This window comes from Coleofasciculaceae cyanobacterium (assembly GCA_036703275.1).
GTDB lineage: Bacteria > Cyanobacteriota > Cyanobacteriia > Cyanobacteriales > Xenococcaceae > Waterburya.
Window position 1 is genome coordinate 1 of sequence record DATNPK010000106.1, and the last position, 2,491, is coordinate 2,491.

Here is a 2,491-nt window from a genome sequence, read left to right on the forward strand (position 1 = left end):
GAGCAATGATCGCTTGAGCCTTTGTAGCGATTAATTCTTTTTTCCTGCTTGCTCCGTCCCTATGTCGGAGGTTTCCTCCGACGGGGCGGTGCGCTTTAACCTTTTTGAAGCAGTCTATTACGGATAAGCTTCGAGACCGAAGGGAATCCTTTAGGGCAAATGCTTTAGTATAAGCTCCGCGTCCGCTGCTTTGTCTTTCCCCTTTTTGATCTATTTAGATTGAGCAGCTCGATACTTGGCAGCTTTAGTTAATAAAGACTCCGCAAAGGCGATCGCATCTTCAGCAGATTAAATTAGTCAGGACTGGCAGGTATTAGCTGCTAAAATAGAGAAACTTTTTTACTGAATCATCGCTAATCAGCTTATGTCTTCGCCTGCTATCACAACAATTGTAAAGATGGTTGAATCTTTGCCGGATGACTTGCAAGAAAAAGTTGCAGAGCATATTCGGGAGTACATTGCTGATTTGGAAGATGAAAAGCAATGGGACACTTCGTTTAAGCGAACGCAAGAGAATTTAGTGGCAGCGGCTCGCAAAGCGAAACAAGAGATTGCAGCGGGTAAATCAGTCCCGATGGATTATGAGCAACTATGAAGTCAGCAACGCTGCCGTCCTTTTGGGAGAATTACCGAGAACTAAGTGATGAAGTGAGAGCAGGGGCAAGAAAAGCATATCGATTGTGGGCAGAAAACCCATTTCATCCATCGCTACATTTCAAGTGCATCAACAGCAAATAAGGAATTTGGTCAGTACGAGTGACGCGGAGTCATCGTGCGCTTGGTGTTTTAGAGGGGGACACAGTGACATGGTTTTGGAGATTGCGATCATAATGAGTACGAAGCGTTCTATTCATAAGCGCCACTTTTCTGTTTTATAAGAATAATGTTTGAGACGAATGACATCACTAACTTGTCCCTTGCAGTTTTTTAAGAGGGTTTTCCACGGAATGATATCCAGAAAAAGTCTGGATATCACCGACGAATATACGGAAAGTTTCGCGATCTCATTCTATATGAGGTAGATATGCGGAAAGTTTCTGCTTTTTATCCCACATAGAGTTAATATCTAAAAAGTTTCAATCTAATAAATAGTTATACTGCTTGAGCTATCGGTGAGGTGCGTTAACGGTAAGCAGCTAGAATTGAGTTGTAAAACTCATGCCCGTGAAGATTTGTGACTAAAGCCAAACCAAGCGACATTTGCCAAATTCGGTGTTTTAACGCAGAGTTAGTTATTCAGGTTAGTGAAGCACTGCCGGGAGATGATCTTTTAGAAAATGCTCAAATTCTTTTCGGTGCTTTGGCAGACAAATCACGCCTGAAGATTCTCCATGCTCTGAGTGATGGTCAAGAGCTTTGCGTCTGCGATGTGGCTTCACTGCTTGAAGTTAAGATTGCGTCCGCCTCTCATCACCTGCGAAAACTGCGTGACCTCAAAATTCTAAAGTATAGAAACGATGGCAAGCTAGCTTACTACTCTCTGAAAGACCAGCGGATAGCTGAGATTCTTTGTTATGTCTTGAAGCAACTTGCCGAATAAACATTCTAACGCTGGTTAGAATATGAGACTTTCGTGATAACATTCTAATATTCATTTGAATGTTAGAATGAGCGGGTGAGCTATGAGTGATAACTGCTGTCAAAACAAGGGTTGCGAGCTAACGAAGCTGAAAAAACAGCAAGCCAAGGTGCTTTGGGTGGTTTTGTTCATCAACCTAGTGATGTTTTTTGTTGAATTTGGAGCAGGCATTCGCGCAGATTCGCTATCTTTGACGGGAGACTCGCTCGATATGCTGGGCGATACATTAGTTTACGCAATCAGTTTATATGTCATTAACAAGGGCAGTAAGGTTCAGGCTGGGTCAGCCTTTGTTAAGGGATTTATCATGTTTTTGTTTGCGATCGCAGTCTTTGCAAGGGCAACCTACCAATTATTTGCGGGTGCAACCCCAGAAGCAACTATTATGAGCACGATTGGAGTTATGGCGTTACTTGCTAATTTAGTCTGTCTATTGCTGTTGACCAGACACCGAAAGGATAATCTAAATATGTCTTCTGTGTGGTTATGTTCAAGGAATGACATCATTGCAAATACGTCCGTTCTTATCGCAGCAGGGTTAGTTTTTCTGACGCACTCTGTACTGCCGGATCTAGCAGTAGGTTTATTGTTGACGTTCATTTTTGCGAAGTCGGCAGGTCAAGTGCTTTCGCAGTCTTGGCGAGAAATGCAGCAGGTATAGCAAGTTTCCGAGTATGCAGTAAAGATCGCAGTATAACAACCGTGTTGCAGCGGACGGTTTGGAGGTCTTGATGGTGCTGCAAAGGTTGTTCGCCGCCGCTGAACACAACCGTTAAATACCTGGTGATGAGCAATGATCGCTTGAGCCTTTGTAGCGATTAATTCTTTTTTCCTGCTTGCTCCGTCCCTATGTCGGAGGTTTCCTCCGACGGGGCGGTGCGCTTTAACCTTTTTGAAGCAGTCTATTACGGA

Annotated in this window: 5 protein-coding genes; 4 read left to right on the top strand and 1 reads right to left on the bottom strand. The window is 43.5% G+C overall.

The genetic code is table 11. The features are described from left to right. Positions 1-364 precede the first annotated feature (364 nt). From V6C71_23550 to V6C71_23565, 4 genes are all read left to right on the top strand, one after another. Positions 365-595: a hypothetical protein gene (locus V6C71_23550; GenBank protein ID HEY9771431.1), complete on the top strand. Its 231-nt coding sequence runs from the start codon at positions 365-367 to the stop codon at positions 593-595. After that, positions 592-738, top strand: coding sequence for a hypothetical protein (locus V6C71_23555; protein HEY9771432.1), 147 nt, complete (start codon positions 592-594; stop codon positions 736-738). The genes V6C71_23550 and V6C71_23555 overlap by 4 nt, the downstream gene beginning before the upstream one ends. Before the next feature lie 436 nt (positions 739-1,174). Next, positions 1,175-1,540: a metalloregulator ArsR/SmtB family transcription factor gene (locus V6C71_23560; protein ID HEY9771433.1), complete on the top strand. Its 366-nt coding sequence runs from the start codon at positions 1,175-1,177 to the stop codon at positions 1,538-1,540. A gap of 82 nt (positions 1,541-1,622) precedes the next feature. Further along, complete coding sequence (locus V6C71_23565; protein HEY9771434.1) at positions 1,623-2,240, top strand: cation transporter; 618 nt, start codon at positions 1,623-1,625, stop codon at positions 2,238-2,240. On the opposite strand, the gene V6C71_23570 is transcribed toward V6C71_23565, so the two are convergent. Next, the coding region (locus V6C71_23570) for a hypothetical protein (protein ID HEY9771435.1) at positions 2,198-2,491 on the bottom strand (294 nt) is incomplete at its 5' end. The genes V6C71_23565 and V6C71_23570 overlap by 43 nt on opposite strands.

Excerpts from the sequence above, each read along its gene's own strand:
- V6C71_23565 (HEY9771434.1), top strand. The coding sequence starts at position 1,623 with ATGAGTGATAACTGCTGTCAAAACAAGGGTTGCGAGCTAACGAAGCTG.
- V6C71_23550 (HEY9771431.1), top strand. The coding sequence starts at position 365 with ATGTCTTCGCCTGCTATCACAACAATTGTAAAGATGGTTGAATCTTTG.
- V6C71_23555 (HEY9771432.1), top strand. The coding sequence starts at position 592 with ATGAAGTCAGCAACGCTGCCGTCCTTTTGGGAGAATTACCGAGAACTA.